Below are 24,067 nucleotides of genomic sequence, written 5' to 3' on the forward strand. Positions count from 1 at the left end.
CTCGAGCTGGGACTTTCTTCGGCCTACTTGGTGAGGTGCTTCTCCAGGTCGGCGAGGACCTCGTCGGCGGCCATCACGCCGAGGCCGAGGTACCAGGTCTCGTCCGGAACGTCGTAGGCGTGCCCGGCCTTGACGGCGTCGAGGTTCTTCCACAGCGGGTTGCCCTGTGCTGTGGACTTGTCCGTGGCGTTCGGTTCGCCGTAGACGCCGGTGAAGATGTAGTCGGCGTCGGCCTGGTCGATGTTCTCGGCGCTGATCTCGGCGGCGAGGTCCTCGATGTCCTGGTTCTTCGGGCGGGGGATCTCGAGGTCCTTGAGGATCGTGCCGATGAACGAGGCGTTCGCGTAGAGGCGGATCACGCCGTCGGGGAGGTAACGGACCATCGAGACGGTCGGCTTGTCGGCGCCGAGCTTCGTCTTCAGCGCCGCCACCTTCTTGTCGTACTCCGCGAGGTGGGTCTTCGCTTCGGCGGTCTTGTCCAGGGCGGCCGCGTTGAGGAGGTAGTTCTCCTTCCACGTGAAGCCGGGGCGCAGGGAGAAGACGGTCGGGGCGATCTGCGCCAGCTCGTCGTACTTGTCGGCGGCGCGCAGCTGGCTGCCGAGGATCAGGTCGGGCTTGAGCGCGGCGATGGCCTCGAGGTTGAGGTTGTTGATCGTGCCGATGTCCGCCGGGCTGCCCGCGTCCTTCTTCAGGTACGACGGCAGCTCGGGGGAGCCCTCGGTGGGGGCGAGACCGACCGGCTTGATGCCGAGCGACACCACGTTGTCGAGCTCGCCGACGTCCAGGACGACGACACGCTTGGGCTGCGCCTTGATCTCGGTCTCGCCCATGGCGTGCTCGACGGTCCGCGGCCACTCACCCGCCTTGGCGTCGGTGCCCATCGCCGCGGTCTGCTCCGCCGCCTTCGAGAAGTCCTCGCCGCCCTGGGCGACCGCCTTCTTGTCGCCGGATCCCGTGGACGACTTCTCGCCGCTTCCGGAGGAGCCGCCGCAGGCCGTCAGCGAGAGCGCGGCGGCGAGGGCGAGGGCTGCGGCGGCGGTACCGCGGCGGCTGGCAGACATGGGGAAGGCTCCCGTCGTACGAATGAAACTTAGGCGAGCCTTACTTTATGAGAAGCCTGTGCATCCGGAGCATCCGGAGCATGTGGCTCCAATCACGTTTTCGGTACGGCCTGCTCAGGCACGGTCGGACGCGCCGAACGCGGCGGCCCCGGCACCACCAGCGGATCGCCCGTCACCGGATCCGGTACGACGACCGACGCGAGTCCGAAGACCTCCTGCACCAGCTCCGCGGTGACGACATCGGCCGGCACGCCCTGCGCCACGATCCGGCCCGCCTTCATGGCGACGATGTGGTCGGCGTAGCGGGCCGCCTGGTTCAGGTCGTGCAGCACGGCGACCACGGTCCGGCCCCGCTCCTGGTTCAACTGCCGTACCAAGTCCAGGACTTCCACCTGGTGGGCGATGTCGAGATAGGTCGTCGGCTCGTCGAGCAGCAGGACGTCGGTTTCCTGGGCGAGGGCCATCGCGATCCACACGCGCTGGCGCTGACCACCCGACAGCTCGTCGACCGGCCGTTCGGCGAGCTCGGCGGTCCCGGTGCGCTCCATCGCCCGGGCGACGGCCGTCTCGTCCGCCTCCGACCACTGCTGCCACCACTTCTGGTGCGGCTGCCGGCCGCGCGAGACCAGGTCGGCGACGGTGATGCCCTCCGGTGGCACGGGCGTCTGCGGCAGCAGGCCGACCGCCTGGGCGATCCGCCGGGTCGGGATGCGGGACAGCTCGGTGCCGTCGAGCAGCACCGCGCCCCGCTTCGGCTTCAGCAGCCGGCCCAGGGCGCGCAACAGGGTGGACTTTCCACAGGCGTTGGGCCCGACGATGACGGTGACCTTCCCGTCCGGGACCTGAAGGTCCAGGCCGTCGACGACCGTGCGGTCCTCGTAGGCGAGGGTGAGCCCCTGGGCGGTGAGACGGTTGCCGGTCACGCGGTTCCTCCGGAACGGCCGCTACGGGAGCTGACGATCAGCCACATCAGATACGGGGCACCCACCACGGCGGTGAACACGCCGACCGGCAGCTCGGTCGGCGAGAAGACCCGGCGGGCCAGCAGATCGGCGACGGTCACGATCAGCGCGCCCATCAGCGCCGAGCACAGCAGGGGGCTGTGCGGGGTGCGGGTGAGTCTGCGGGCGATCTGCGGGGCGAGCAGCGCCACGAAGTCCACCGGTCCGGCGGCGCCGGTCGCCACGGACGCCAGCACCACACCGAGCGCGCCGAGTCCGAGCCGGTCCCGGTCGAGCCGGGTGCCGAGGGCGGTCGCGGTGTCGTCGTCGAGGCCCGCGCCACGCTGGGCGCGGGCCGCCCACAGCAGGAACGGCACCAGCAGCAGGAGTACGGTCGCGAGCGGTGCGGCCTGGTCGTAGCCACGGCCGTTGAGGGAGCCGGTGAGCCAGACCTTGGCCTGCTGGGCGACCAGGTAGTCGCCCTTGGTCACGAACAGCCGGGTCAGGGAGCCGAGAGCCACCGAGATGCCGATGCCGATGAGGACGAACCGGGTGGCGTGCAGCCCGCGCCGCCACGCGAGCAGATAGACGAGCAGCGCCGCCGCGAGACCGCCGGCGACGGAGACGTAGGGGAGTACGGCGTACGAAGTGACGCCGTACGTCATCGCCGCGACCGTCGCCGCGCCCGCTCCGTGCGTCACGCCGATGACATCGGGGCTGGCCAGCGCATTGCGGGCGACGGTCTGGATCAGCGCGCCGGAGATCCCGAACGCGGCACCCACCAGCAGCCCGGTCACCAGGCGCGGCAACCTCAGCGTGCCGACGACCAACTGGTCGGGGCTGGGCAGACCCAGCAGCACGCGGACGACCTCGCCCGGCGCGACGAACGACTCCCCGACGCACAGGGACGCGACGACGGTCGCAGCGAGCAGCGCGGTGAGGACGGCGGCGACGAGGAGGCTTCTGCGGTGGAGCAGGAAGCTGCTCTTCCTGGCGCGCAGGACGGCATGTCCCGGAGGACGGAGGGTGTCCGGGGTCTTCCGGGGACTGTCCTGGGTTTTGCGGAGACTGTCCTCGGTCTTCCGGAGACTGTCCTGGATCTTCCCGGGAGTGTCCTGGGTCATGCCGCCACCAGCTTCCGCCGCCGTACCAGCACCACCAGGAACGGCACCCCGGCCAACGCGGTCATCACAGCCACCGGCACCTCCGAGGGCCGTACGACGACCCGCCCGAGGACATCCGCGAGGAGCAGCATCACCGGCCCCAGCACGGCGGCCATGGGCAGCAGCCAGCGGTGCCCGGGCCCGACGAGCGCCCGGGCGATGTGCGGGACGGCGAGCCCGGTGAAGGCGATCGGTCCGGCCGCGGCGACCGCGACCCCGGTCAGCACGGTCGCGCCGAGGGCCCCGGTCGCGCGCAGCAGCGCCACGTTGCGGCCCAGCCCCCGTGCGATGTCCTCGCCGAGCGCGAGCGCGTCCAGCCCGCGGGCCATGGCCAGCACCAGCAGCAGCCCCGCGACCAGGAAGGGCCAGGTCTGCCCGACGATCGAGGCGTCCCGGCCGGCGATCGAGCCGACGTCCCAGAACCGGAACTCGTCCAGGGCACGGGCGTCGGTGGTGAGGATGCCGGTGACGACGGAGGCGAGAAAGGCGTTCATGGCGGCGCCGGCGAGCGCGAGCTTGACCGGCGAGGCGCCCCCGCGTCCGCTGCCGGCGACGACGTAGATGCACACCGCCGCGACGGCCGCGCCCGCGAAGGCGTACCAGACGTATCCGTTCAGCGTGTGCACCCCGAAGAAGGTGATGGCGCAGACGACGCCGAGCGAGGCGCCCTGGCTGATGCCGAGGATGCCGGGCTCGGCGATGGGGTTGCGGGTGATGCCCTGCAGAACCGTTCCGGCAACGCCGAGGGCGACCCCGACCAGCACACCGACGACCGTCCGCGGCACCCGCAGCGCCCGTACGACCTGAGCGTCGTCGCTCGTGCCGCCGTACAGCAGCGCGTCCCAGACCGCTGAGGGGGCGATCGTGCGGCTGCCGACCGCGAGGCTCAGTACCACGGCCAGGAGCAAGAGAAGGAGGGCGACGGCCATCCAGCCGACACGTCGGCTCGCGACTCCTGACATGCGCCCTTCCCGTATCCACTGTCCGCTGGCTAAGGATTGCCTAAGCGTACGGGGTGAGAAGAGCGCGTCCGCCAGGCGTCACGCTGGGCCGGTGAAGGCCCACTCCCCGTGTCCGACACGGAAGACGACGAACGCGGGGTCGCTGCGCAGGAACTCCGCGCCCTTGGGTGCGGCCACCCGGTCGCGCGACGCTCCCGGCACATGCACCTCGGCCGTCGAGCCCACCGGTACCCGCACCGACAGCCGCAGCTCCCGGTCGAGCCGCGACCAGGCCACAGCGGCCTCACCGCGCACCGTACGGATCGACGTACGCGCCCAGTTCACTCCCGTACGGGCGTCGGGCCGCACTGAGAAGGTGCGGTAGCCGGCGTCACCGGGGCGCAGCCCGGCCACGTTCTCGTACAGCCATTGCGCGACCGTGCCCAGGAAGTAGTGGTCGCGGGAGCGGGAGTCCAGCGGCCACATCTCCCACATGGTGTCGGCGCCGTTTTCGTGCCAGTACCCCCAGCTCGGATACGTGCGCTGGGTGGCGACGGCGTGTGCCACGTCCGGGCGGCCGTGGGCGCACAGCACGTTCAGCAGCACACTCGTGCCCAGGCAGCCGGTGTTCAGATGGTTGCCGCGCGCCTCGATGTCGGCCACCAGGCTGTCCATCACGGAGGTGCGCGCGCCGGGCGGCACCAGGCCGAAGGCCAGCGGAATCGCGTTGGACGTCTGCCGGTAGCCGGGGTCCTTCGCCGTGCGGTAGTGGCCCTCCGGGCTCAGGAACGCCTCGTTGAACGCGGTCTTCAGCTTCTCGGCCGCCTCCCGGTACCGCTTCACGACCTCGCCGTCACCCAGCAGTTCGCCCAGTTCGGCGGTGTGCAGCAGCGCCCGGTGGAGGTACGCGGTCGCGGTCAGCCGGGTGTCCTCCGGGGGAATCTCGTAGCCGGGCGCCACCCAGTCGCCGAGCGCCGTGACCGCCAGCCCGTCCCGCAGCCGGGACAGCTCCCAGTCCAGATACCGGGTCAGCGTCGCCCAGTGCTCGCGGGCGGCGCGCTCGTCCCCGTACACCCGGTACAACTCCCGGACGACGAACGGGTAGACGGTCGTCCACTCGGGAGAGGGGGCCAGCTCCTGGTAGCCCCAGCCGCCGCTCGGCACGATCACCGGCAGCTGCCCCTCGCCGTTCTGGCTGTCCGCCAGATCGCCCAGCCACTTGGACAGGAAGCGCTGCACCCCGAAGGCGTACGTCATCACCGGGGTGCCGACGTGGGCGTCGCCGGTCCAGCCGTTCTTCTCGTACATGGGGGTGTCGGTCGGAATGCCGTGCAGGTTGTTGAGAACCGTGCGGCGCATGGCACCGTCCAGCCACTCGTAGAACGGCTCCGAGCACGCGAACGAGCTGACCTTCTCGACCCGGGTGTGCACCAGCCTCCCCAGCACCTGCTCGGGGGACGGTCGTGCGGGCAGCCCGTGGACCTCCACGTAACGGAAGCCCTTGTACGAGAACTTCGGCTCCCAGACCTCGTCCGCGCCGCCGCCCGCGCAGACGTATTCGTCGGTCTGGAAGCGGCCCGGAACATGGCCGGTCTCGGCGTGCACGCTTCCGTCGGGCTTCAGCTTCTCGCCGTGGACGAGACGGACGACGGTGCCCGCGTCGGCGCCGTGGACGGTGAGGCGGGTCCAGCCAGCCATGGTGCGGCCCATGTCGACCACGAACACCCCGGGCCTGAGCTCGGTGATCTCCGTGGGCCGTACCGTCTCGGCGATCTCGATCGGGTCGTGCGGCTGCGCCTTGAGCGCACCCCGCGGTGCCTGCCGCACACCCGCCGCCCGCCAGCCGCTGTCGTCGAAACCGGGGCGGGTCCAGCCGCGCGGGGCCCGGCGAGCGTCGTAAGTCTCGCCCGCATAGAGGGAGTTGGACAGGATCGGCCCCTCGGTGATCCGCCACTCGCCGTCCGAGGCGACGGTGGTGCGAGAGCCGTCCGGGTGGTCGATCTCCAACTGGGCCAGCAGCCGGGGCTCACCGTGCCACGGCGGGCGGTGCCAGTTCCAGACGTTGGGAGTGGTCATGCCGAAGAAGCCGCGGCCGAGGGTGACGCCGATGGCGTTCTCGCCACGTCTGACCAGCTCGGTGACGTCGTGGACGGCGTACAGCACGGTCTCGTCGTAGTCCGTGAAGCCGGGGTCGAGCACCTGCCGACCGACCCTGCGGCCGTTGATCTCGGCCTCGTAGTAGGCGAGTCCGCTGATGTAGAGGCGGGCCCGGGAGATCCGCCGCCGCACGGTGAAGGCGCGGCGCAGCAGCGGCGCGGGCTGCTCCGGCACGGCGACGCTCACGCCGCTGCCCCAGGGCCCCTGCCCGTACGGAGCGAGTACGGCGGCCTCGACCCAGTCCGTGTCGTCGAACTCCGGCCGCTGCCAGCCTTCCTGGGGTTCGGTGGCGGTGACGCGCCAGCCGGGGCCGCTGACCAGTTCGTACGTGCTCTCGTCCGGGCCGCCGTCCGCCGTCTCGACGATCAGCCGGACCAGCAGGCCGGCGGGGTTCACGGAAGGGCCGGAGCGGTTGGTGGCACGGACGGCGAGCACCACCGGACGGCCGGCGACGCGGGCCGCCTCGACGACCTCGGTGACATCGACCGCACGGCCGGTGCGCCAGCCGTCCTGCTGCTCCGGCGCGTGCAGCACCTGCCGGCCGTCCAGATGGAGGGTGAAGTCGTCGTCGGCGGTGGCGACCACGGTGGCCCGCCGCACCCGCGTGCCGTCGTCCGGAAGCCGCAGTACCGCCCGGAACCAACAGGGCCCCACAGGAGCGTCGGAGGACGTGGCGCCCGGCGACCAGATCCACGAGGCGCCGGAGGGGGAGGGCGGCTCCGGCGGCGCGTCGGCGCCGATCCAGCGGGCCTGCCAGTCGGCGTCCGACAACGTTGTCTCCCACCAGCCGGGCTCGCTCCAGCGGGAGGGTCGCCCGGCACCGTCCCAGGCCCGTACCCGCCAGTGGTAGCGGGTACGGGGGCGCAGTGCGGGCCCTTCGTAGGGGACGCCCACGCTGCGGTCGGACGTCACCTTCCCCGAGTCCCAGACCAGCCCGGCCGTCAGCGCCTTGGGGTTGGGGCTGGGGCTGGGGCTGAGGGCCACCTGCACCTGGTACGCGCTCTGCCGGGCGCCGTGCCCCGGAGCGGACAACTCCCAGCTGAGGCGGGGGTGTTCGACGTCCGTACCGAGGACTCGCTCGGCGTACTCGACGGTGGTGCGGTCGATGCGGAGGGGTCCGGTGCGGTCGTCGCCCTCCGGGCCTCGCGCCGGTGTGCCGGCGGCCGCCGCCGGACCGGCGGACAACGCGGTGATTCCGGCACCCGCTCCTGCCGTCGTGCCTCTCAGGAAGAGTCTCCGGTTCCATGGTCTGCCCATGCGCGTTCCTCGCTCACTGTGTCGCCGCGGACAACGAAGCTGTGCTGTGGCGCTTTGGAATGTGCTTTGAATTGCGTCTTGAAACGATTCAGATCTCCCTTGCGGTGAAATGGTAGGGACGCGAGTGGCGCTCAACAAGGTGTGTGACAGCGGAGGTTGGCGTGAGCGGTGGCGCTCCCGTGGAACCAAGACGGCCTCCGAGCACTCTGTCAATGCACCCGACCGCGATCTCCCCCCTCGATCTGGCGGGGCGACGCGAAGGGCTACGCCGCGAAGCTTGTTCAGAAACCTCTCTGGAGACCCACCTGATGAAGCTCACCAAGCGTCTCGTTCTCACCACCACAGCTCTCGCCGCCGTGACCGCCGGCACGCTCATGGGCGCGACGGCCGGCCAGGCCGCGACTCCGCAGCCCGCCCGCCCCGGCGTCGACGCTCCCCCCGCCCTGAAGGTCCCCGACGGCAACCGGCTCACCGGCGTCTTCTCCGCCGAGGGCGTCCAGACCTACACCTGCACCGACGGCACCTGGAAGCTGCTGGAGCCCGCCGCCACCCTCTGGGCCAAGAACGACCGCTCCCGTCGCACTGTCGCCCTCCACTCCCGCGGCCCTGTCTGGGTGTCCACGGTGGACGGCAGCGCCGTCAACGCCGCGGCCGTCGCCAGCTCCCCCAAGGACGGCACCATCCCCGAACTCCTCCTGCAGTCCACCGCCACGCGCGGCTCCGGCATATTCGCCGACGTCTCCTATATCCAGCGCCTCGACACGCGTGGCGGCGTCGCCCCCACGACCGCCTGCACCGGCACGGATCAGACCAGCGTCCGGTACTCCGCCACCTACACCTTCTACAAGCCCGCCAAGTGATCAAGTGATGGAGTGAGGAAAACGGCAGGGGCCTCTGGGTGATGCCGAGGGGCCCCTGCCCTGCTGGATAGAGCTGGATACAGCGCCGAGATCATCAGTCGGGGGATTCATCTCGCCGCTATGGCGAACCGCGTGGCTGCCCTCACGGGGTCGGCTGAGCACCGGAGAAGGGCCCGCGCCTTGTTCTCGGAGATGGGCTGGGAGGTACGGGACGCTCAAGAGGATGAGTACCCGGACGTTCACACTTCGAGCGGAGCCCTTCCGGGAGAGGTGGTCCGGAAGTCGGTCTTCGTGCTCGGAATCCCTGCCGGGTGTGCTTCCGGTCGTCGAAATGTTTGGCCAACAAGTAGGCCCCAGGCGGCTGACCTGGGGCTCTGAGGAGAGCGGGTGACGAGAATCGAACTCGCGCTCTCGGCTTGGAAAGCGATGGCGCTTGGGCGCTGCGGGGCCGCTGACCTGGGCGGGTTCGTTGTGCGCCACCGGCGGTCGAGTCATACGTGCGCGCGGAGCTTCGCACCGACCAGCCAGCATCGTCCGCAGGGCTGATCTGGAATGTCCGTTGCGACTGCAGATCCGACGTTCAGATGCGGCATCGTCAATGTTGGTGACATACTCTTCTATGTACATCACCAACATTGCTGCGGGAGGTGCCACATGTCTGTGACTCAGATCGACATCGACGACGACGCACTGGAACGCGCCATGGCTCTGGCCAAGGTCAGGACCAAGAAGGAGGCGGTCAATCTCGCTCTGCACTTCTACGCCGAGCAGCAGGATCGCGCGGCGCGCATCAGCCGTCATTTCGAGCGTGCGCGTGAGTGGGGTGCCGTCGAGGACGCCGAGCGCCTGCACCGGGCGGAGAAGCACAGCCGGTGATCTACCTGCTCGACACGTCCGGCCTGGTCCGGCTGCTCCGCGATCCAAAACTGCAGTCGGCCTGGTACGACGCGATCGACGCCGGGGCCATCACATCCTGCTACGTGCAGCGCACCAAGTTTCTCCACAGCGCCCGGAACGGACGCGAGTACGACGAGATCACGGAGATGTTCACTGATCTCTACCCGGACGTGTCGGTGCCGAAGAACGCGGGGCGCTGGATCGGCGCGGTGCAACACCGTATGGCCCAGGCCGGGGAACACCGCAGCGCCTCGGCGGTGGACCTCGTCATCGCCGCCACCGCGGCCCATCACGGTCTCGCTGTCCTCCACGACGATGCCGACTACCGTGCGATTGCCCGGCACGCATCCGACCTGAGCGAGCACAACGTCCACGATGTCGCCTGAGGGCTCCGGCCTTCCCGACAGGTTGTGACGCGAAGTCTTCCGAACAGGTGGTCCGTGTCCCGCTCAGCCCGCACCGCTGCTGTCCGCTCGGAACGGAACCCGCCCGCACTCTCCTCGTCATCGCCTCGGCTTCACGATGCACACCGCTCATTGGTCGGAGGCCCTTTCCAGATGCGCGTGGCGACTCCTCACGCCCAGCGGCCGTCCTCTGCCGCGCCGTGAGCCAGATGTCGGAAGGACGTCACTCGGGACCCGCATCATCCGTCCACGACCTGCCGAGCAGAACGACCAGCGGGCAAGATGGCCTCATGACAAAGCTGTCCGTACGGTCGGTCCGTCGTGCCCCTTCTGGTTCGGTGCTGTCGTTGTGGTCACAGGACTCCGTGTTGTCGATCGGCTCAGTGGGATCGGTGCTGTCCGTGGGTTCCGTCGGCTCGGCCTTGTCGGTCGGCTCGATCGGAAGTGCCCTGTCGGTCGGCTCGATCGGTTCCTCCCTGTCACTGATCTCGACCGGGTCGTGGCTGAGTACGGGATCGTTGTTCTCCGCCCAGTCGCGGTGGTCGGTGCTGTCCTGGCGCTCCTCTCGTAGCTTCCTGGCGGCGGGAGCGGTAGGGGCGGCGACCGGAGGCGTCCTGCTGTTGGCCCAGATGATGCACAAGGGCGAGACCGGCACCGAATAGCCCTCGTAATGCCGTGCCGGGCGACGGTGATGCATGAACAACCACCCCCGGGTCAATGACCTGGGGGTTTCACCTGATTCTTGCGAGGATGCCCCGGCGTTCACGCTGGGGAGGACTCGCATCTCGAACCGGTGACGCGGAGCGTCACCGCGTCCCATGGCCGGGCACGGAGTGCCCGCACGGCTGTCCAGCGGAGCGGCGAATTCGCACGCGCGTCCTGGATGGTCGCGAGGGTGGGTGAATGCGTGCGAAGTTCGCCCGGGTGTGCGAGGTGCTGCCTAGGTTTGGGGCTGTGAAGCTGGTGGTGCAGGTGAAGCTGTTGCCGTCGCCGGAGCAGGCGGCGGCGCTGGAGGCGACCCTGCGTGCCTGCAACCGGGCCGCCGACCACGTCTCCCGGACCGCCTTCCAATCGGGCATCAAGGACCGCAACGGGCTGCAGAAACTGGTCTACGCGGACATCAAGGCCGCCTTCGGGCTGTCGGCGCAGCCCGCGGTGCGGGTGGTGAAGAAGGTCGTGGACGCCTACGGCGCGCTCGCGGCGAGCCTGCAAGCCGGGCGGCTGGGCGGACCCGAGTCGAAGCGGTACCGCAAGGCGGTCGGCTCGCCGGTCACTTTCCGGCCCGAGGCGGCGCAGCCGTTCGACGACCGGTGCCTGTCCTGGCAGACGGACGCGCGGACGGTGTCGATCTGGACGGTGGATGGGCGGATGCGCGGCATCCGCTACACCGGCTCGCCGGACCAGCTCAAGACGCTGGCCGAGTACCGCAAGGGCGAGTCCGATCTGGTCCAGCGGGGCGGGAAGTGGTTTTTGATCGCGACCTGCGACATTCCCGATCCCGACGTGTATGAGCCGGCCGACTGGATCGGTGTCGACCGCGGCATCGTCAACCTCGCCACCACCAGCGACGGCACCAACTACCAGGGCCGTCGGCTGAACCGCTACCGGCGCTGGCAGGCCCGTAAACGCGCCGAACTCCAGGCAATGCAAAGCCGTTCGGCCACCCGCCGCCTGGCCCGTCGGGCGAAGAAGGAGCAGCGCCATGCCACCCATGTGAACCACCGGATCTCGAAGGAGATCGTGTCCGTCGCGATGGGGGCACCTCCCGCGTGAGCGAAGCCGAGCGTGGGGGAGCACCGGTCGCGGGATTGCCGTCGAGGAGCTCGACGGGATCCGGGACCGGGTACGGCTTCGCCGCGACCAGCGGGGCACCTTGTCTTCCTGGCCGTTCCACCAGCTCGGGCAGCACCTGGCCTACAAGGCCCGCCGGGCCGGGGTGCCGTTTGTGGAGGTGGATGCGGCCTATACCTCGCAGCGCTGCCCGCGCTGCGGGCACACCGAGCGGGCCAACCGGCCCGACCGGGACCGTTTCTCCTGTCGTCGGTGCGGCCTCGCTGGGCCTGCCGATCACGTCGCCGGGGTCAACGTGCGCGACCGCGCGCGCTCGGCGTGGGTGTTCGTCACCGCACCCGTCCTCGCATCGGCCTGAACAGGCCGGATTGTGGGGAGATGCGACCCGTGACCGTCCTGTCGTAGGGGGCAGTCGGGAGCGCGGCAAGGTGTGAACGACCGAGTACACAAGCTCGGCCGTTCACGGCCGAGAAGGTGACATGGAGCGGGTGACGAGTATCGAACTCGCGCTCTCAGCTCGGGAAGTTGCGCTCATTTGGAGCTGTCCGGGCGCTCCACAGGCAGCGGAGCGCGTACAAACCGTCTGCAGTACTCGTTGCACGCACCGATCGCCTCGAAGTTCTGGCGTGCCTGACGCAGGCTGAGATCGTGGTTGGGACCGCCGCGCACCACGTGTGCGTCGTGCTCGTCCTGGCCGTCGTCCTCCCAGTAACAGACATCGCAGATCTCGAATGCCCCGCGTTCGGTCAGCGTGATGAAGCCGCAGCACGGGCAGCGGTAGGGCCCGCCTTCAGCGCCACCGAAAACGTTCACGAAGGTCACGTCTGCATTCTGCTCGGCAGGCACTGGGCGGGCCACGGCTTTGTCGCGTTGGCATGCGCGCTTTCCAACTGTGGTGGTGTCGCTGTGTTCTGCGTGCAGGGGCGTTCACCTGGGCTCATGGATGGCTGGCCATCGGTGCTGGGACGGCTCCGGGTCTTGCCTGAACGGCCGCGAACGGGGCTGAATGAGACGGAAACTGAGACGGCCGATGAGTGGCCCGCTCCTGCTGCCCTTTGAAGTCACGAAGTGACGTCAGGAGTGGGTGTGCCGTTCAGATGCGTCCGCATCGCGATTCTCAGGGCTTCGAGTTCGGTTCGGGGAAACGGTCGGCCCCACTGATCCTCGTAGGTCTCCTCGCCCAGTTCGTGAACGATTCGGTCGAATGCGCGCACAGCCGACCGCGCCAATGCCGTGATCGTGTGACGGCCTGACCAGAGAAGGGCTCCCGAACTGCCCGGCATCCGGTCGTCGTCGGCCCTGATCAAGCGGATTTCGACTTCGGGTGCGTCGCGATGGAAGAACCATCGATAGACCTGAGGTTCCCCTTCGAACTCGGCGCGTGTGTCTTCGTCACCCAGTACCAGCCGGGCAACGGCATACAGGAACTGCTCGGCTCCATCAGTGACATACGAAGCGATGACCGCTGCCTCGCCTTGATCGTCAGCCACTTTGACGTGGGCCCAACCACGGCTGTGCAGCGTCCATTGCCTTAGCCAGCGCGGGCGGTACAGCCGTGGTATCGGCCATGGCGACAGACGGGTGGGAGACGTTTCGATCGGGGATCGTGACGCTGTGGCGACGGTTCCGCCCCGACTCCGCTGTCGAGCTGGAACGAGACCTCGAGACGGCTCGTTCGGCCCTGCTCGCTGCTTCGGACACCGACATCGAACTGATCCGCCAGGCGCTTCAGTCGGCCTGGCAGGGGCGCATGCTGACGCTGTTCCTCGACGACCGGGCCGCTGCGGCTGAGTTCGAGGCTCTGCTGTCCAAGCTCATCGACGCTGGTTCGCCCCAAACGAACATTACGTTTCATGCCGAGGCTCGTGATCACGGCCGCGTGTATCAGGCCGGCGGGAACCAGTTCATCAGCGAGCGATGAGCGCAGGGCGCTGGGACGACGAGGACGAGGCGGCTTGGCACATGCGCGCCCGTGCCGAGGACGAGGGGCGCGTCTATCAAGCGGGTGGTGACCAGCACATCACGGAGTATCACTTTCATGGCTCGGCGCCTGAGATAGACGACGATGACGACGAGGATGCAGATGACGACTGGTACTACGAGGAGGCGGGCAGTTCCTGGGACGGGGTGTGGGAATCCCTCCTGAGTTTTTTCCTCGCCCTGGCCCCACTGCTCCCACTCGCGATTGCCGGTGCCAGCATCCATTCTGTGTGGACCGCCGAGTCCGCCCGGTCCTTTTGGTCGGTCCTCTATTCGTTGGGCGCCGTCGTCGTCGGTGCCACAGCCTTCATGATGCTTCGCGAGCGGCTGTCCCACAGATCGGACCTGATCGACACGCTCTCCTGGCTGTACTGGCCCATGAACATCGGCATCTTCGTTTACTACGTCATGGGCGACCCAGCCAAGCTCGACTTCAACTTCGTCGGAGATCTTGGCCTGCAGCTCGCCCGGAAGCTCGGCCCTCTGTGATCCGCTTGTAGCGGATACGTGGCGCCGAACTTCAGCTGGGAAGCCTGGGTCCTCAACGGGCGATTGTTGGACGACCTGTGGCGGAGTGATGTTGGAGTGCTGGCTATACCTGTGGTCAGTCTCCGTTGTTCCCCGTGAGTCCCCGCAGGATCTGGCACGCGAGTGGCACGATCCCTCCTCCGAGCTGCCGGGGATGAAGCTCGACCTGGGAACGTGCTGGCACTGTCCATGTGTATTCCGCAGTCCGGCAAGAGTTGCAGGCATCGGATACCACAGAGAGCGGTGCGTTTGAGCCCCGCGGGGCAGTGGAGTGTGATGGTCAGGGTCGGGTGATGAGGCGTCGGGCCCAGGCTGGGGAAGGCCGTCGCGCGACGGCTGGCGATCGGTCCAGCACGATTATTGGATCTTCCCGAGGGGCAGGCTATGCGTAAAGCAGGGGGTGGGGAAGATCGCGAATCAGAGGCAGGGGCAGGATTGGGCACGACCTGGAAATCTTGGCTATGGAGGGGCATCGGACGCCGCTACGTTTGTCGCTGCTCCTCTTCTCGCCGGAGCGGCAATAGCTCTCATTGGTGTAGTCTCTTCTGATCGTGAAAAATTCCGGTGGCCGGATCAGTCTGCATTTGTGTTAACGATAGCGTCACTCGTTCTCGTGCTATGCATACAACAGAGTTTCTCGGCGCGGCAGTTCCTTTATTCGGCTGCCGACGCAAGGGACTGGTGGGACAGCGACTTGGATGGGGTAGAAGCCCACATTCAGAGGCAGCAGCGTGAGGCTTTGCGAGTCTGGAATCGGAGATCTTGGCGAATTGGGATCTCCTACAATTTTGGTGTTGCATTTCTGTCTCTAGGTATAGCCCTGGTCTTGGCTCCACCCGAAATCCTCACCACTGGTGCACCCGTTCAAGAGGGTTGGCGCTGGGCTGCTTCATGTATTGCTTTTGTCGGTTTCGTCGTTGATGTCATTTGGACAATTGCACAACGAGTGCCGGAGTTCATGATCTATAGAGCCCGGCGGCGTTTGCTTCGACGGGCCCGGTCAGCAGGGGGATCGTAATGCCACCAGGACAGCCGCCAGATTCTCGCACCTGCCCTGCGTGCGGTGCATCACGATGGTCATACGTCACAGGGCGATCAGACGACGACGAGCACTATGGTGCGTGCCAATTTCAGGACATTCGTTTGGAATATGTCGCTGGATGCTCGCTCGGCGAGGCTGAGGCGATAGCGCGAGTAGTGCGTAGGGACCGAGAGAGCACCACAGGCGATCCGTAAGGGGCACTTGCTGTCATGACGGCTAGTGCACTCCGGATCTAGTTGCCCCTTGGCGTGATCATGTTCTCTTCGTGGAGGAAATACTCTCAGAACGGTGCATGAGCGGCTTCCTGCTGGGTCGTCCTTGGGTCGCCTACTGATGGAGTCACGGTTCCGTGCTGCCGGGCTATCTGTCGCCCTAACACACACCGGCAGTTCGTGTGTGGGGCCGGCGGAATCTCAATGTGCGTCTCAGGTTGCCATGCCGTGGAAGGCTTTAAACGGCAGTGAACGGGACGGAAGACGAGGCGCCACACCATGAGTCGAGCCGCCTCATCGAGCGCAACCTTCTGATCCGTAGCTCTATGTGGATCGGTCACTCGCGGTCATTCCGGTTGGCTGACGGTCTCAGGAAGGCACTGCCGGGTGAGGGCGGCTGCTCCGGGTGCTGTACTTCGCTGCTGTACAGCACAACTGATCAACGGCGGCCTTGAGCTGCGGCCGTCCTGTCGATCAACGTCCTGACCTGCTGCTGAGCTGTCAGTACTTGTCGACGTTGGTCATCGTGGAGCGTCCTTCCACGGCCCGGAGACGGCCCATGGGAGGGCGCTCGGAATGGTGAGGTGACGCCCTCATCGCCAACGCAGAGAACAAGTCAGCCTTTTGCAGCCTCAGGTTGAGGCGTGATGAAGGACGAGAACGGTCTTCACGATGTCGGTGATCCGGTTGGTGCTGCAGCGGAGCTTTCGCAGGAGGCGCCAGCCGTTGAAGGTGGCCATGGCCTGTTCGCCGATGCATCGGATCTTGGCGTGGCCGCTGTGACGCGGAGGCGTACTGGCCGACGGCCGCGCCCGCGCGGAGACGACGAGGCCGTTCCCGGTGACATGCACCGGGGACGGGCCCCTCGCCCGTTCGTTCAGGAAGCCCGGATCGCCCGGTCGATCTCGGCGCCGGTGCGGGCCAGGACGACGGGCCACTCGTCCCTGAGGGAGGCGGGCAGAAGCTCTCGGTGTTCGTCCCGCTGGATCATGGTCGGCCCGCCCGGGACGATGAGCACGGCATCCAGCCGTTGCAGTAGGACGGCCAGGAGGTCCATGATCCCGTCCCCTCCGAAGCGGTTGAAGGTGATGCCGGTCGGGTTGTTGAAGTAGACACCCGCCTCCTCCCCCTCCGCTGTACTCACCAGCAGGAAGTCCGTCTCGGGGTCCCGCATCACCGCATGGGGGCCGAGGACCTCGTGCGCGGCACTCATGTCCAGCGGTGCCGGCTCACCGTTCTCGAACCGGCACACGAAGATGTCAAAGCTCATGGAGTCCTTTCTAACCTCAGGTTGAGGCGTGGCGAAGGACGACGACAGCCTTCACGATGCTTGTGATCCGGTTGGTGCTGCAGCGGAGTTTTCGCAGATGGCGCCAGTGTGCCGCCCGGTGTTCAGCCGGCACCCCAGAAGGCGTCCTCGGCCTGCTGGTCGGCGGAGAAGAGCCACACTTCAGCGATCTTGTCGCCCTCGACCCTCAGGACGTCGACCCCGTCCATCGACATCTCATTGCCGGCGCGCTTGGCTGAGAAGTGGATGGGGATCGCGACCAGTGCGCCGTTGACCATGGGGTCGCCGGTCAGCTGGAGTTCGAAGGTTCCCTCGGTGGCGGTCATCTGGGTGGCCAGCATCTCGCCCACCGCGGCCCCGCCGCTGTGGGTACCGGAGACCGCGTTGTCGCCGGGCTGGTGCCACACGATGCCGTCGGCGAACAGGCCCGCGACCGCGGCGAAGTCCTTGGCGGACACGGCGTCGACGTAGCGGCGGGCGACAGTGAGGGTGTTGGACTCCATGGTTCTCTCCTTGATCGGATTCTTGCTGCTGGAGCCCTATACTCACCATCGGTAACCAGTCACCTCAACGTAACCAATGGACCGGTGTGACGCATGACACAGCACCCGGATTTCGACCTGATGACCGCGACCTGCCCTTCCCGCACGTCGCTGGCCCGCATCGCCAACAAGTGGACCGCCATGGTCGTCATCGCCCTCAGTGGCGGCAGGATGCGCTTCCGCGACCTGCGTACCACCGTCGACGGCATCAGCGCCAAGGTCCTCACGGACACCCTGCGGGACCTGGAACGTGACGGCATCGTCACCCGCCACGTCTACGCCGAGGTGCCGCCGAGGGTCGAGTACGAGCTGACCGCGCTGGGACGCACGCTGCACACGCCCCTGGAAGCACTGGGCCGCTGGGCTGAGCAGTACATCGAAGAGGTGCTCGCGGCGCGCGACGAGTACGACACCCGTCGCTGACCTCTCAAGGAAGGGACCGGAAGGGGAGGCCGGCCCCAGCAGACCAGTAGTCGTTGATGGCTGGCGCTCTCCGCTTGGGAGGCGCGAAGCGAGTCAGCCTCTACGACCAGGCCCTCGGGCTGTGGCGGGGCCCGCTGCTCGCCGACGGAGTCGGTGGGCCCCTCGCTGTCCGGAGGCCTGCGTCAGCCGGCCAGCTGGTTCATCTTGCGGATCTGCTTGTCGAAGACCCCGGCGGGAGCGAGGCGGCGCAGTACGCGTGCGCGTCCGGCCAGGGGGCCGGCGGTGTAGCGCGGCTTCGGCCTCGTGTCGGTCGCTGCCGCCACGATCGCCTTGGCGACGACGGCGGGGGCGTCGCCGCTCCTGACGGCCTCCGCCATGACGCGGTCGACGGTCTGCCGCTGCTTCGCGTACGCGTGCAGGGGGGTGTCGGGCTTCGCGCTGTTGGCCTCGAACCCGGTCCTGGTGTAGGCGGGTTCGACGATGAGCGCCCGGACGCCGTGGTCACGGATCTCGTGATCCAGGGACTCGGTGTAGCCCTCGATCGCGTGCTTGGAGGCGGCGTAGGCGGCCATGTAGGGCTGAGGCAGGAACCCGAGCACGGACGAGATGTTGATGATGCGCCCGCGTCGCTGAGCACGCATGTGCGGCAGGACCTCGTTCACCATGCGCATGACCCCGAAGACGTTGGTGTCGAAGACGGACCGGGCCTGCTCGACGGAGGTTTCCTCCGCCGCGCCCATCGAGCCGACGCCGGCGTTGTTGACCAGGACGTCGATCCGCCCGAACCGCTCGCTCACCCTCTGGACCGCGGCGGCGACCGACGCGTCACCGGCCACGTCGAGGTCGAGGAAGGTCACACCGTCGAGCGGGGTGACGCGCGAGGTGTCACGGCTTGTGCCTACGACGTCGAATCCGGCTGCGACCAGGGCGAGCGCGGTTTCCTTCCCGATGCCGGATGACGCACCCGTCACGAGTGCCACCGGCCGATCTTTCGTCATCATGGATTCCCGCACTCTCTCGAAACCGATCGGTTTTCTCTACGGTAAACCGATCGGTTTCAAGGTGCAAGTGCAAGCAGGGAGGATCCAGTGTGAGGGTGTCGTCCTCGCGGCCTTGCGGCGCTCGCCGAGTTCGCGGGCGCGGGACGGTGACGCGTCAGCGCACGCCCGCCGCGTCGAGCAGCGTGGTCACCGTGGGCGCGACGAGCCCCGGGAGTTTGTCGGCTCCGATTCCCGCGCGGGCGCTCGCGCCGTCGAAGACCAGGCTGAGCTGCCGGGCCAGCAGATCGGGATCGCTTGCCCCGCCCTGTTCAGCCTCGGCGCGGAAGAAGGCGGTCAGGTTCGCCTTGACCTCATGGGCGACCCGGCTCGCGGGGTGGCTCTGGTCCTTGAGTTCGATCTGCACGGCCAGGTACCGGCAGCCTCGGAACTCGGGTGCCCCTGCCTGCGATTCCACCTGCTCGAAAACGTGCAGGATCCGCTCGCGGGGTGACCGGCCGTCGTCCGCCGCGGGCAGGAGGGTCGCCACGTAGGCGGAGGTGCGCTCCTTCAGGCTTACGGCCAGGAGTTCGTCCTTGCTCTCGAACAGCTGGTACATGGAGCGCTTCGACACTCCGGCCGCCTTGCACAGCGCCTCGACGCCGATGCTGACGCCGTCGCGGTAGGTGAGCGTGGCCGCCGCCTCCAGCAGCCGCTCCCTGGGGCTCAGTTTCACTTCGGTGGTCATACCGCGAGGTTAACCCGAAGCGGACAAAAAGAAAACCGATCGGTTTCCGGGGTCGTGGGAGCGGTGACTGCCGCTCATGAGGTACGCGTCTCTCGGTCGGCGGACGCGGAGCGCCTCGCCGGAGGATGCCAGCCGCCGGTGACTTCCTTGGCGGGCTTGTGGGGGAAGCGGCGTTGGGCGTACTCCTGCGCGGGGGAGCCCGGCAGGACGTACAGCGTTTCCTTCTTGTCCTGGAGCGGTCGTAGCACGGTGTCCATGAACGTCTTGCGATCGTCCAGGTAGGGGCCCAGTACGTCCTCGCCGGCAGGGCAGACGGCGAGGCAGTAGCCGGACTTGTAGCCGGGGGGTGAGGACAGGCTCTGCCACATGGAGGCGTTCTCGGAGTCGCTGACCCGGGAGCGGTAGTCGGCGGCGTCCTCGCTGTCTGCCACGGTCTGCGCCCAGTCGGTGAACCCGCTCATGAACTCGCGGTAGTTGTGCGTGGTGCAGGCCAGCGCGTCGAAGGCACCGTCCTTGGCGATGGCGCCGACCGGGCAGGCGGCGACGCACAACTTGCAGTCGATGCACGGGTTGTAGTCCAGCGCCTGCCCGTACTCGCTCACCTCCGCGTCCACCAGGACGGTCACGAGCAGGATGAAGCTGCCGAACTTCGGGTGGATGACGTTGCGGTGCAGGCCCATCACGCCGAGCCCGGCGGCCACCGCGACCGTCTTGTGCGCCACCACCCAGATCCGCTCGCTGGGGAAGCGGTCCATCTCCTGGGGGAAGCCGACGGACGGATTGAGCGCGCGGTATCCGGCGTCCTGGAGGGCCTGGGTGACGCTGCGGGCCGCATGGTTGGCCTGCTCGTCGGCCTGGTGGAACTCCTGGTTGGCCACGCTGCGGGCGGGGGAGCGGCAGTTGTCGCGGTTCATCCGGACCGCCATCGCGATCAGGGTGCGGGTGCCGGGCAGCGCGGACTGTACGTGCTCGCGCTCACCGGCCAGGTCGGGGTGGTCCAGGCTGACCGCGGCGACGTCGTCCGCCCCGGCCGTCAGGCACAGTTCGCGCAGCCAGGCCGCGTCGATCACCGCCGACGGGCGCGCTACGTCACCGGCCGCGCGCCGGGCGAGTACGGCCTGAACCGACGGGTGTGCGGCCAGCTTCGCCGGAAGCCGGGGAGGAGTGGGTTGCCCCTCGGTGTCGCGCGCGGTAGTCATCCGTGCTCCTGGGGGTGCGGGTACGAGACTCGCCACCACGGGCGAGAAACCGATCAGTTTCACCACCGTAAACCGATCGGTTTTCGCGCGCAAGCCCACCCGCAAGCCCAAGCGCCGAGCTCTACCTCCCCAGCCTGGAGGGCGTGGGAGTTGCTCGGTCGCCGGGGGGCGGCTGCGACCGACCCACCGAGCGCATCGCTCGCCGCAGCTGCTCGTCACGCGATGCGTCAGCGCATGTCCGCCGCATCGAGCAGGGTGGCCACGGTGGGGGCGATGAGCCCGGCCTGCGTGTCGGCTTTGATTCCCGCACGGGCGCTGGCGCCGTCGAAGACCAGGATCAGCTGCCGGGCCAGCAGGTCCGGGTCGCTCGCCCCGCCCTGTTCGGCCTCGGCGCGGAAAAAGGCCGTCAGGTTCTCCTTGACCCGACGGGCCACCTGGCTCGCGGGGTGGCTCGGATCCTTGAGCTCGATCTGCACGACGAGGTACCGGCAGCCCTGGAAGTCGGGTGCACCCGCCTGCGCCTCCGCCTGTTCGAAGACGTGCAGGATCCGCTCGCGGGGTGGACGGTTGTCGTCCGCCGCGGGAAGGAGTGCCGTCACATAGGCGGAGGCGCGTTCCTCCAGGCTCGCCGCCAGAAGGTCGCCTTTGCTCTCGAACAGCTTGTACATGGAGCGCTTGGACACCCCCGCCGCCCTGCACAGCGCGTCGACGCCGATGTTGACGCCGTCGCGGTAGGTGAGCGTGGCCGCTGCCTCCAGCAGTCGCTCTCGGGAGCTCGGCATTGCTTCGGTGGTCATATGGCGAGGTTAACTCGGTTCCGGCCCATTGGAAACCGATCGGTTTACGATGGATGCTGCGAGGGAGCGCAGGGCATGTCGCGCCACGGTGGATTCAGACTCAGTGGGCGATCACAGGCTCACCCTCCGACGGCGCCAGGGCTGAGTTCGGCATCAGGAACGCCGTGAGCACCGCACCGACCACGAAGATCCCGGCGCCCCACGCCAGGGTGGCCGTGTAGCTCTCGACCCCGGCCTGCGCCACGGTCAGCGCGCCGGGCTTGTGCGAGGACAGGTAGTCGGTCGCGGCCGATGAGGCGACGGTGGTCAGCAGTGCCGTACTGATCGAACCGCCCACCTGCTGGCTGGTGTTGATCAGAGCCGAGGCGACGCCCGCGTCCTCGTGGTGCACGCCCGCGGTCGCACCCTGGAACGCGGTGGTCATCACCGCACCGATACCGAGACCCAGCAGGATCATGCCCGGCATGATGTCGGCGACGTAGCCGCTGTCCAGCGTGAGCCGGGTCAGCAGGGCCATGCCGGATGCGGAGACCAGGAAGCCGGCGCTGACCACGGCCTTCGGGCCGACCCTGGGCAGCAGCAGCGACGGCACCGTGGTCGACGCGGCGACGATGCCCCCGACCATCGGCAGGAAGGACAAGCCGGCCTCGATCGGCGAGTAGCCGATGCTGGCCTCCAGGTAGTAGGTCAGGAACAGGAAGATCGAGAACATCCCCATCCCCAGGACGAACACGGCCAGGAACGAACCACCCCGGGTCCGGTCCAGCACGACTCGCAGCGGCAGCAGCGGATGCGCGACCCTGAGCTCCAGCCAGGCGAACACCGCGAGCAGCACCACGCCGCTGATCATGGAGCCGAGGGCGACCAGGTCGGTCCAGCTGGTGGATTCGACGTGCGCGAACCCGTAGACGATGCCGAACAGCGCGGCGCTCACCACGACGGCGCCAGGAATGTCGATCTTGGGTCGCTCGGTGACCACGGGCTTGGCCAGCAACAGCAGCGCACCGACCAGCGCGACGCCCGCGAAGATGACGTTCACGTACATCACCCAGCGCCACGACGCCCATTCGGTGAGCATGCCGCCGAGCAGGAGTCCGACCGCGGCGCCCGCACCGGACAACGCACTGAAGATGCCGAAGGCTTTCGGCCTTTCGGCCGGGTCGGTGAAGGTCACGCTGAGCAGGGAGAGCGCCGCGGGCGCGAGCAGTGCGGCGAAGAGGCCCTGGGCCACGCGTGCCGCGACGAGTGTCTCGAAGCTGCCGGCCGCGCCGCCGACGACGGATGCGACCGCGAAACCGATCAGACCGGTCACGAAGGTCGTACGTCGGCCGAACAGGTCACCGAGTCGGCCCCCGAGCAGCAGCAGGCTGCCGAACGCCAGGGCGTACCCCGTGATGACCCACTGCCGGCTGCCGTCGCTGAAACCGAGGTCGTGCTGCGCTTCGGGCAGCGCGATGTTCACGACGGTCGCATCGAGCGTGACCATGAGCTGCGCGACGCCCAGCACGACGAGCACCCACCAGCGCACGGCATGTGAGCCGCGGCGGCCCGAGTCAGTTTTCCCGGAGGCGGGCGCCCCGCGGTCGAAGGTGGTACTCACTTTTCCCCTTAGTCGCTGGAGTCGCTGGTCATGGACCGACGATCGGCTGGAAACCGATCTGTTTCCACTTAGGGAAACAGATCGGTTTCCTGGATGCAAGTGAGCGAGTCGCTTGCTCGGCGTCGCGGCGCGGCTGATCTGTCGCCGGGGCTGCGGAACGCCCCGGTGGATCCGGGGCCCTGCCGGGCTTGCGGCTTGAAACTGATCGGTTTACTGTGGTGGAAACCGATCGGTTTCCCGCTCGCCGGCGACCTGGCGGCGCTGTACGCCCAGTTGGCGAAGTAACCCCTTCACACCCAAGGAGTCGGCGAGATGCCCAGCCACGAGTCACGTCCCACGATTCACATTCCGGGGACCACCAGCCACACCATCGCCCCGCGTGCGGGATCGGGCGGCCGCGAGGGAACGCTGCGTTACCTCAAGGCGGGCACCGGCGCCCCCCTGGTCCTGCTGCACACCGTGCGCACCCAGGCCGAGCACTTCCGTCACCTCATCCCGCTGATCGCGGACCGGTACACCGTGTACGCCCTCGACCTGCCGGGGATGGGCTACTCCGAGATCGTGCCCGGCGCGTCGTACGACGAGCCGGCCATGCGCGCGGGCGTCGAACGGCTCCTCACCGAACTCGACCTCGACGACGTGACGTTGGCCGGGGAGTCCATGGGGGCGGTGCTCGCCCTGACCACCGCGGCTGAGTTGCCGGAGCGGGTACGGCGTGTCGTCGCGGTGAACACGTACGACTTCCGCGGCGGCATCGCCCGGTCGAGCCTTCTCGCTCGTGTGGTGGTCAGCGGTGTCCTCGCGCCCGGCGTGGGCCCCGTGATCGCCGGGGTGGAGCCCAAGCCCGCCCTGCGCAAGATCCTGCAGGGCGGGCTCGGCGACAAGAGCGCACTGCGGGAGGACTACGTGGACGAGCTTCTCCAAGTGGGCAGCTGCCCCGGCTACCCGACCGTCGCCCGGGCCGTGTACCAGAGCCTGCCCAGCCTCATCGCCGCCCGGTCGCGTTACCGCGAGGTCAAGGCGCCCGTCCACCTCGTCTACGGGGAGAAGGACTGGTCCCGGCCCTCGGACCGGGAAGCCAACAAGCCGTTGCTCCCGGCCGCCGACTTCACCCAGGTCCCCGACGCAGGCCACTTCATCGCCCTGGAACGGCCCGACGTCCTGGCCGACCTGTTGAACGCGGTGGCCTGACCCCGGGACCTCTACGAAGCCGCCGGAACTGAAGGACATCGCGCCGATGATCGCTGCCCGGCGCGGTT

At 68.1% G+C, this 24,067-nt stretch carries 24 protein-coding genes and 2 pseudogenes; 10 read left to right on the forward strand and 16 right to left on the reverse strand.

Annotated features, from left to right (window positions below):
* Positions 1-23: 23 nt before the first annotated feature.
* The 5 genes from KCH48_RS32555 to KCH48_RS32575 form a co-directional block, all read right to left on the reverse strand.
* Complete coding sequence (locus KCH48_RS32555) at positions 24-1,061, reverse strand: ABC transporter substrate-binding protein (protein WP_210579653.1); 1,038 nt, start codon at positions 1,059-1,061, stop codon at positions 24-26.
* Positions 1,062-1,153: 92 nt separating this feature from the next.
* Positions 1,154-1,984, reverse strand: a complete 831-nt coding sequence (locus tag KCH48_RS32560; RefSeq protein WP_210579654.1) for an ABC transporter ATP-binding protein — start codon at positions 1,982-1,984, stop codon at positions 1,154-1,156.
* Positions 1,981-3,126, reverse strand: a complete 1,146-nt coding sequence (locus tag KCH48_RS32565; RefSeq protein WP_210579656.1) for an iron chelate uptake ABC transporter family permease subunit — start codon at positions 3,124-3,126, stop codon at positions 1,981-1,983. The genes KCH48_RS32560 and KCH48_RS32565 overlap by 4 nt, the downstream gene beginning before the upstream one ends.
* Positions 3,123-4,127, reverse strand: coding sequence for an iron ABC transporter permease (locus KCH48_RS32570; RefSeq protein ID WP_210579658.1), 1,005 nt, complete (start codon positions 4,125-4,127; stop codon positions 3,123-3,125). The genes KCH48_RS32565 and KCH48_RS32570 overlap by 4 nt, the downstream gene beginning before the upstream one ends.
* A 78-nt stretch (positions 4,128-4,205) precedes the next feature.
* A complete protein-coding gene (locus KCH48_RS32575) occupies positions 4,206-7,520 on the reverse strand; it encodes a family 78 glycoside hydrolase catalytic domain (protein ID WP_210579660.1) in 3,315 nt (1,104 codons plus the stop codon).
* 308 nt (positions 7,521-7,828) lie between these two features.
* On the opposite strand from KCH48_RS32575, the gene KCH48_RS32580 reads away from it, so the two are divergent.
* The 6 genes from KCH48_RS32580 (at position 7,829) to KCH48_RS42540 (ending at position 11,830) form a co-directional block, all read left to right on the forward strand.
* Positions 7,829-8,380 carry a DUF3455 domain-containing protein gene (locus tag KCH48_RS32580; RefSeq protein WP_210579662.1) on the forward strand — a complete coding sequence of 184 codons (552 nt, stop codon included), beginning with the start codon at positions 7,829-7,831 and terminating at the stop codon, positions 8,378-8,380.
* A gap of 654 nt (positions 8,381-9,034) precedes the next feature.
* A complete protein-coding gene (locus tag KCH48_RS32585; protein ID WP_210579665.1) occupies positions 9,035-9,256 on the forward strand; it encodes a type II toxin-antitoxin system VapB family antitoxin in 222 nt (73 codons plus the stop codon).
* Positions 9,253-9,663 carry a PIN domain-containing protein gene (locus KCH48_RS32590; RefSeq protein ID WP_210579683.1) on the forward strand — a complete coding sequence of 137 codons (411 nt, stop codon included), beginning with the start codon at positions 9,253-9,255 and terminating at the stop codon, positions 9,661-9,663. The genes KCH48_RS32585 and KCH48_RS32590 overlap by 4 nt, the downstream gene beginning before the upstream one ends.
* A gap of 308 nt (positions 9,664-9,971) precedes the next feature.
* A complete protein-coding gene (locus tag KCH48_RS32595; RefSeq protein ID WP_210579685.1) occupies positions 9,972-10,343 on the forward strand; it encodes a hypothetical protein in 372 nt (123 codons plus the stop codon).
* A gap of 241 nt (positions 10,344-10,584) precedes the next feature.
* Complete coding sequence (locus KCH48_RS32600; protein ID WP_246886219.1) at positions 10,585-11,454, forward strand: transposase; 870 nt, start codon at positions 10,585-10,587, stop codon at positions 11,452-11,454.
* A gap of 58 nt (positions 11,455-11,512) precedes the next feature.
* Entirely contained in the window at positions 11,513-11,830 is a 318-nt protein-coding gene (locus tag KCH48_RS42540; RefSeq protein WP_307841017.1) for a transposase, read from the forward strand.
* A 173-nt stretch (positions 11,831-12,003) separates the two neighbouring features.
* Here the strand turns inward: KCH48_RS42540 and KCH48_RS43015 are convergent, their stop codons facing one another.
* Together KCH48_RS43015 and KCH48_RS32610 are read right to left on the reverse strand one after the other, a co-directional pair.
* Entirely contained in the window at positions 12,004-12,294 is a 291-nt protein-coding gene (locus KCH48_RS43015; RefSeq protein WP_210579687.1) for a CPCC family cysteine-rich protein, read from the reverse strand.
* Between the two features lie 239 nt (positions 12,295-12,533).
* Entirely contained in the window at positions 12,534-12,962 is a 429-nt protein-coding gene (locus tag KCH48_RS32610; RefSeq protein ID WP_307841010.1) for a hypothetical protein, read from the reverse strand.
* Positions 12,963-13,039: 77 nt separating this feature from the next.
* Here KCH48_RS32610 and KCH48_RS32615 point away from each other — a divergent pair, with 77 nt between their 5' ends.
* Complete coding sequence (locus tag KCH48_RS32615) at positions 13,040-13,393, forward strand: hypothetical protein (protein ID WP_210579689.1); 354 nt, start codon at positions 13,040-13,042, stop codon at positions 13,391-13,393.
* Positions 13,390-13,941: a hypothetical protein gene (locus tag KCH48_RS32620; RefSeq protein WP_210579690.1), complete on the forward strand. Its 552-nt coding sequence runs from the start codon at positions 13,390-13,392 to the stop codon at positions 13,939-13,941. Before KCH48_RS32615 ends, KCH48_RS32620 begins: the two co-directional genes overlap by 4 nt.
* A 1,925-nt stretch (positions 13,942-15,866) precedes the next feature.
* On the opposite strand, the pseudogene KCH48_RS32625 reads toward KCH48_RS32620, so the two are convergent.
* From KCH48_RS32625 to KCH48_RS32640, 4 genes and pseudogenes are all read right to left on the reverse strand, one after another.
* Positions 15,867-16,016 (reverse strand): annotated as a pseudogene (locus KCH48_RS32625) (IS5/IS1182 family transposase); the annotation flags it as partial.
* Positions 16,017-16,111: 95 nt separating this feature from the next.
* Complete coding sequence (locus tag KCH48_RS32630; protein ID WP_210579691.1) at positions 16,112-16,504, reverse strand: hypothetical protein; 393 nt, start codon at positions 16,502-16,504, stop codon at positions 16,112-16,114.
* Positions 16,505-16,520: 16 nt separating this feature from the next.
* Positions 16,521-16,610, reverse strand: a pseudogene (locus tag KCH48_RS32635) (IS5/IS1182 family transposase); the annotation flags it as partial.
* A gap of 16 nt (positions 16,611-16,626) precedes the next feature.
* The gene (locus KCH48_RS32640; protein WP_210579693.1) at positions 16,627-17,025 is read right to left on the reverse strand and encodes a nuclear transport factor 2 family protein; all 399 of its coding nucleotides are present in this window, start codon (positions 17,023-17,025) and stop codon (positions 16,627-16,629) included.
* A gap of 93 nt (positions 17,026-17,118) precedes the next feature.
* On the opposite strand from KCH48_RS32640, the gene KCH48_RS32645 reads away from it, so the two are divergent.
* Positions 17,119-17,487 (forward strand): helix-turn-helix domain-containing protein, encoded by a 369-nt coding sequence (locus KCH48_RS32645; protein WP_210579703.1) that lies wholly within the window; start codon positions 17,119-17,121, stop codon positions 17,485-17,487.
* Between the two features lie 182 nt (positions 17,488-17,669).
* Here KCH48_RS32645 and KCH48_RS32650 read toward each other — a convergent pair whose 3' ends face one another.
* The 5 genes from KCH48_RS32650 to KCH48_RS32670 all read right to left on the reverse strand — a co-directional run bounded on the left by KCH48_RS32650 (position 17,670) and on the right by KCH48_RS32670 (position 22,808).
* On the reverse strand, positions 17,670-18,485 hold the full coding sequence (locus tag KCH48_RS32650; protein ID WP_210579934.1) for an oxidoreductase: 816 nt from the start codon (positions 18,483-18,485) through the stop codon (positions 17,670-17,672).
* 157 nt (positions 18,486-18,642) lie between these two features.
* Positions 18,643-19,212: a TetR/AcrR family transcriptional regulator gene (locus tag KCH48_RS32655; protein WP_210579705.1), complete on the reverse strand. Its 570-nt coding sequence runs from the start codon at positions 19,210-19,212 to the stop codon at positions 18,643-18,645.
* A gap of 74 nt (positions 19,213-19,286) precedes the next feature.
* Positions 19,287-20,411 (reverse strand): 4Fe-4S binding protein, encoded by a 1,125-nt coding sequence (locus KCH48_RS32660; protein ID WP_210579707.1) that lies wholly within the window; start codon positions 20,409-20,411, stop codon positions 19,287-19,289.
* 227 nt (positions 20,412-20,638) lie between these two features.
* A complete protein-coding gene (locus KCH48_RS32665) occupies positions 20,639-21,208 on the reverse strand; it encodes a TetR/AcrR family transcriptional regulator (protein ID WP_210579709.1) in 570 nt (189 codons plus the stop codon).
* Between the two features lie 100 nt (positions 21,209-21,308).
* On the reverse strand, positions 21,309-22,808 hold the full coding sequence (locus KCH48_RS32670; protein WP_210579711.1) for an MFS transporter: 1,500 nt from the start codon (positions 22,806-22,808) through the stop codon (positions 21,309-21,311).
* A gap of 312 nt (positions 22,809-23,120) precedes the next feature.
* Here KCH48_RS32670 and KCH48_RS32675 point away from each other — a divergent pair, with 312 nt between their 5' ends.
* A complete protein-coding gene (locus KCH48_RS32675) occupies positions 23,121-23,999 on the forward strand; it encodes an alpha/beta fold hydrolase (RefSeq protein ID WP_210579713.1) in 879 nt (292 codons plus the stop codon).
* Positions 24,000-24,067: the final 68 nt, after the last annotated feature.

Source organism: Streptomyces sp. GESEQ-4, from assembly GCF_017948455.1.
Classification (GTDB): domain Bacteria; phylum Actinomycetota; class Actinomycetes; order Streptomycetales; family Streptomycetaceae; genus Streptomyces.